This is a genomic window from Cecembia sp. (genome assembly GCF_007126775.1).
In the GTDB taxonomy this organism is placed as follows: Bacteria; Bacteroidota; Bacteroidia; order Cytophagales; family Cyclobacteriaceae; genus Cecembia.
Window position 1 is genome coordinate 1 of sequence record NZ_SLAP01000130.1, and the last position, 5878, is coordinate 5878.

Here is a 5878-nt window from a genome sequence, read left to right on the forward strand (position 1 = left end):
CAAAGGATAAAGAAAAGATTTAAAAATCTCCATGTTTTTCTTCTCGTCCTGAGCGCACTGTATGACCCAATCTTCTGAAAAAGGAAGTTCTGAATCTTTCATTGCATCCATGTAACCACGTAATCTTTCTTTGCCTATTGTTATTTCCTTTGATAAAAGTAAAAAATAAATTTTCCGGCAGCCTCTATCAATCAATTGCCTGGTTGCATCCCAGCCACTTTGGTAATCGTTGGTAATGAATTTGGTAGTAGGTATATTCTGGGCAATCCTGTCAAAGAAAATGATGGGTATTCCATGCCGCTGTACCTGTTCCAGATGTTCCCAGCTGCTTGTTTGACTGGACACAGACATAACAATAGCATCTACCCTACCACCAAGCAAATAGGAAATGATTTTTTTTTCTTGGGTCACATCTTCGTGGGAATTATACACCAATAGATGATAACCATGTTGCTTTGTAATATCTTCAATCCCGTCTATGACCTGTGCAAAAAAATTATTGATCCTTTCCGGTATAATGACGCCAATGGTTTTGCTCCTCAAAGCCCTTAAACTTCTTGCGTAAGGATTGGGTTGATAATTGAGTTCTTTTGCAAGCGCAAGTACCTTGTCCTTTGTGGCTTGGCTGATTTCATAACTGTCATTCAAAGCACGGGAAACAGTAGAAGGTGCCATGTTCAGTTTTTCTGCAAGGTATTTGATATTGATTTTTGTCATTTCAGCGCTTCGATTTGGATATGCTTCGGAAGATAAAGATAATTTAGTTCCCGAATATATCAAGTTGGTACCTCACCTGGAAATTTTCGGAATCGATTCCACAATTAAATATGATGAACGGGTTCTAAAATCGGCTATAATTGTGTAAGATTATGCTTATAAAAGCCTATTGCCTCATGTCACAAAAAGAAGCTTCAATGCATAGAAATTTTCTAGATGACAATTTTCTTCTAGAAAATGGATATGCCCAAAAACTCTACCACGATTACGCAAAAACATTGCCCATAATCGATTACCATAACCACCTTCCTCCTGATCAGATTGCTACAGACTGGGTTTTCGAAAATATAAGCCAAATTTGGTTGGCCGGAGACCATTACAAATGGAGGGCTATGAGAAACTTGGGCGTACAGGAGCATTTCATTACCGGAAGGGCAAATGATAGTGTTAAATTTCAAAAATGGGCAGAATCTGTTCCCTATACCCTCAGAAACCCACTTTACCATTGGACTCATCTGGAATTAAAAAGATATTTTGGTGTTGAGGAACTGCTCTGTAAAGAGAATGCTCATGAAATTTATCAGCATACTTCTGAATTGACCAATAGCCCTGAATTCAGTACAAGGCGCCTACTTGAAAAAATGAAGGTAGAAGTGGTCTGCAGCACGGACGATCCCATTGATAGCCTGGAGCATCATCAAAAATATGCTCAAAATCCCTCAGCTTTTGGGATGTATCCAGCATTTAGACCAGATAAGGCCTTTGCGGTAGAAAACCCAATCAGCTACCGCATATACCTTCAAAAACTGGGAAATGTTGCCGCGGTGAATATTCTCTCTTATGATGACCTTTTGCAGGCCCTTCAATATAGGGTCAACTACTTTGACAAAAATGGATGCAGGTTATCAGACCATGGCTTGGAAAAGCTTTTTCATTTTAATGGAAACACCTATGACATTCACGCCCTCTTCAAAAAAGTATATTCCGGCTTGCTTTTGACAGAGGATGAAGAAGCCTTTTTCAAATTCAAAACCTTATTGGAACTTTGTAGGATGTACCATGCCAAAGGTTGGACACAGCAGTTTCACCTTGGAGCTATGCGCAACAACAACAGGAGAATTTTCCAAAGTTTGGGGCCTGACACCGGCTTTGATTCCATAGGGGATTTTCCTCAGGCCTCTGCCCTTTCAGCCTTTCTAAATGAGCTGGACAGTACCGACCAATTGAGTAAAACTGTGCTTTATAACCTCAATCCGGGAGACAATGAAATATTGGCTACCATGTGCGGCAACTTCAACGATGGCAGTATAAGAGGTAAAATCCAGTTTGGCTCGGGCTGGTGGTTTCTCGACCAGAAAGATGGCATGGAAGCACAGATGAATGTGCTTTCCAATATGGGGCTGATAGCAACTTTTGTCGGCATGTTAACAGATTCACGAAGCTTTTTATCCTTTCCAAGACATGAGTATTTTCGAAGAATACTCTGTAATTTGTTTGGTAAGGATATCCAACAAGGACTCTTGCCGAATGATGAAAAATGGATAGGAAAAATCATACAGGATATTTGTTATCATAACGCAAGGAATTATTTCCAATTTCCCATTTAAACATGAAGCTATTTTCAATAAAAAATAAAAACATCGTTTTAACCGGTGCTACCGGAGTTTTAGGAGAAAAAATGACCATGCACCTGGCTAGCCAAGGTGCGCAGGTTATCATTATCGGCAGGACTGCTTCTAAAATTGAAAAGCTGGTTGAAAAGATCCGGGACCAGGGAGGTAAAGCCGATGGCTTTTTGGCGGACGTCACCCAAGAAGCCCATGTGCAAAATGCTACCAAGCAAATCAAGAACAGGTACCATACCATAGACATATTGATCAATTTGGCTGGTGGAAATATGGCGGAAGCCGTGGTGACACCGGATCAAACCATTGAAGACCTTTCTGCGGATGCCATGAAAAAAGTCTTGGAGCTTAATTACATGGGTACTTTTCTCCCCATCAAACATCTTTTTCCGTTGATGTTGGCAAAAGGAGCAGGAAATATCATCAACATTTCTTCCATGGCTGCAAGCAGACCAATGACGCGGGTAGCGGGTTATGCTTCCGCCAAATCAGCAATTGACAACCTGACCAAATGGTTGGCGGTGGAACTGAGTCAAAAACACGGGCCCTCCTATCGGGTCAATGCCATGGCACCAGGATTTTTCCTGACGGAACAAAACCGCAGCTTACTGACCGAAGGCGATGGGAGTTTGACGCAGAGGGGAGATAAAATAATTGCCCACACTCCTATGGGAAGGTTTGGAGAACCGGAAGATCTGTTGGGCACGCTGCAATGGCTTTGCTCAGACGCCTCGAAGTTTGTTACTGGCACTATCATTCCCATAGATGGGGGTTTTTCAGCGTACTCTGGAGTTTGAGACTGAGTAGTACAGGATGTACCAGGTACCAAATACCCTTTCGCTGGTATTCAAATTGTAAGCATTATAACCACTACAACATTTAAAACCTATTAACTAATATCTAATCAACTAATTATTAATTACCTAATCAACCATTTAACTAATCACACAATTAACCCGACCTTATGAATTTCAAAATGGAACAAACAATGCGCTGGTACGGTCCAAAAGACCCTGTCAGTTTAGCAGATATCCGCCAGTCAGGTGCTACCGGCATTGTATCTGCATTGCATCATATACCCAATGGGTCTACCTGGTCCAGAGAGGAAATCAAAAAAAGAAAAGATATGATTGAAGCTGCTGGCCTGACATGGTCGGTAGTAGAGTCAGTACCTGTGCATGAAAACATCAAAACCCGCTCTGGAAATTATAAGGAATACATAGCAAATTACAAACAGACCATCATCAACCTTGCTGAAGAGGGGATTCGAATCATCTGTTACAATTTCATGCCCATCTTGGACTGGACCAGAACCGAACTTGCCTGGACGCTTCCCAATGGTGCAAAAGCCTTGAGATTTGAAAAGAAAGAAGTACTGGCTTTTGATCTTTTTATTCTGAAAAGGCCCCAGGCAGAAAAAGACTACAGAGCAGAGGAAATAAAGAAGGCCAAGGAGTTTTATGAAAGTGCAAAACCCGAGACAATCAAAAGAGTTCAAGACAATATCCTCAAAGGACTTCCCGGTTCAGAGGAAGGGTATACCTTGGAAGAATTCCAAAGTGCCTTGGATACCTATCAAGGAATAGGCCATAAAGAGTTGGCCGACCACCTCAATCAATTTTTAAATGAGATATTGCCTATTGCCACGCAGCATGGGGTAAAAATGGCCATACACCCAGATGATCCCCCATTTGATATCTTCGGACTTCCAAGAGTGGTCAGTAATGCTGCTGATATGCGGAGAATGATAAGCAGTAACTCCAGTCCAAATAATGGATTTACCTTCTGCACTGGTTCCTATGGAGTAAGGCCAGACAACAACCTTCCCGCCATGGTAAGGGAGTTTGGAGCGCACATTCATTTTATACACCTCAGGTCCACAAGAAGGGATGCGGTGGGTAATTTCTATGAAGACAACCACCTGGAAGGTGATGTGCCCATGGAAGCAGTGATTCACGAAATTCTTAAAGTTCAGAAAAAAAGAGGCATTTCCATTCCCATGCGGCCTGACCATGGGCATCAGATGCTGGATGATATCCAAAAACCTATCATCAATCCTGGCTATACCGCAATTGGCAGATTGAAGGGTTTGGCTGAAATCAGGGGTGTTGAAGCAGGATTAATTTATGCTGGAGTAGTCTGATCCAGTATTTTATTGACTGCTTCCCCGGGTAAGTTCATGAATGATTTCATTTCTCCTGTTTCTGGAAATCGGGACTTTCCGAATTTCCATATCCAGTTCATTACCTATTATCCCCATTACCTTATCTTTTGCAACAATGTAGGTTTTGTGTACCCTTAAAAATTCCCGGGACGGCAATACTTCTTCCAACCGTTTCATCGTCATCAGTGTGATCAGTCTTTCTGTTTTAGTAAATATGGACAAGTAATTTTCCATCCCTTCAATGAAATAAATTTCATTGAAATTCACCCTTTTCAAAGCACTGTCTACTTTGATGAAAATAAAATCATTTTCATGTGAGTACTGAGAAACAGAATAACCTTGTTGTCTTAGCTCAAATATTTCTTTGGCTTTATTAACAGCTTTCAAAAACCGGTCAAAGGAGTATGGTTTTACGAGATAATCCACTACATCAAGTTCAAAACCTTGCAGGGCATAGTTGGGAAATGCAGTGGTTAAAATTACCAGTGGTGGGTTTTTGAGGGTTTTCAAAAAATCAAGTCCCGTGATTTTTGGCATCTGAATATCCAGAAACATCAAATCTACATTTTCCTTGATCAAAAGCTCATTGGCTTCCAAAGCATTCTCGCAGACACCACAAAGCTCGATGTTCCCAATCGCATAGATATAGCTTTTAAGCCCTTCCCTGGCAAGGGGTTCATCTTCTACTATGATGCTTCTGATTTTAGTCATGAAAGCCTTGTAATTTTAAGTTTACTCTAAAATCTTCCTTTCCTTTTTCAATATGCAGCGAATATCGGTTGGGGTAAACGAGTTCAAGCCTTCTCTTGATATTGGCAAGTCCAATACCCCCCACCACTCCGGAATTGGTCCGGCTTGAAGGATCAAAGGTATTGTAAAACATGGCTTCAAGTCCTTCTGTATTCCTTTTGATTTTGATTTTTACCACATTGGGTTTATCTGTATGGGTCGACAAGTGCTTAAAGCAATTTTCCAAAAATGGAATCAACATCAAGGGGGCCAATTGAAAACCTTCCAAGCTACCTTCTTTTTCAAACTCCAATGAAAGCCGGTTCCCTTTCCGTATTTTTTCTAATTCAATGTAGTTTTCCAAATACTCCAACTCTTTTTCAATATCAATTGTATCAGCAGAAAACTCATAGAGCTGGGACCGCAACAAGTTAGAAAGCATGATTAAGGTTTCTGAGGCTTTATCGGGATTAATTTTGATCAAGACAAAAATAGAATTAATCGTATTGAAAAGAAAGTGGGGATTAACCTGGGATTTGAGGTATTGCAACTCTGTTTCCAACCTTTGCTTTTCCATTGCTTCGGCATGTCTTAAATTTTTTTTATTCTCTAGAAAACTTTTAACAGCCAAAGGTATCCCCGG

Annotated in this window: 6 protein-coding genes; 3 read left to right on the top strand and 3 right to left on the bottom strand. The window is 40.8% G+C overall.

Features of this window, described 5'->3' with window-relative positions:
- On the bottom strand, window positions 1–717 hold a 717-nt coding region (locus tag QZT73_RS08885; protein ID WP_291787697.1), incomplete at its 3' end, for a LacI family DNA-binding transcriptional regulator.
- Between the two features lie 197 nt (window positions 718–914).
- Between QZT73_RS08885 and uxaC the strand changes: the two genes are divergently transcribed.
- The 3 genes from uxaC to uxuA all read left to right on the top strand — a co-directional run bounded on the left by uxaC (window position 915) and on the right by uxuA (window position 4485).
- Window positions 915–2324 carry a glucuronate isomerase gene (gene uxaC, locus QZT73_RS08890; protein ID WP_291779192.1) on the top strand — a complete coding sequence of 470 codons (1410 nt, stop codon included), beginning with the start codon at window positions 915–917 and terminating at the stop codon, window positions 2322–2324.
- Window positions 2325–2326: 2 nt separating this feature from the next.
- The gene (locus tag QZT73_RS08895; RefSeq protein WP_291779189.1) at window positions 2327–3139 is read left to right on the top strand and encodes an SDR family oxidoreductase; all 813 of its coding nucleotides are present in this window, start codon (window positions 2327–2329) and stop codon (window positions 3137–3139) included.
- A 167-nt stretch (window positions 3140–3306) separates the two neighbouring features.
- Complete coding sequence (gene uxuA / locus QZT73_RS08900) at window positions 3307–4485, top strand: mannonate dehydratase (RefSeq protein ID WP_291787699.1); 1179 nt, start codon at window positions 3307–3309, stop codon at window positions 4483–4485.
- A 9-nt stretch (window positions 4486–4494) separates the two neighbouring features.
- On the opposite strand, the gene QZT73_RS08905 is transcribed toward uxuA, so the two are convergent.
- Window positions 4495–5217: a response regulator transcription factor gene (locus tag QZT73_RS08905; RefSeq protein ID WP_291779183.1), complete on the bottom strand. Its 723-nt coding sequence runs from the start codon at window positions 5215–5217 to the stop codon at window positions 4495–4497.
- The coding region (locus tag QZT73_RS08910) for a histidine kinase (RefSeq protein WP_291787701.1) at window positions 5210–5878 on the bottom strand (669 nt) is incomplete at its 5' end. The genes QZT73_RS08910 and QZT73_RS08905, both read right to left, overlap by 8 nt.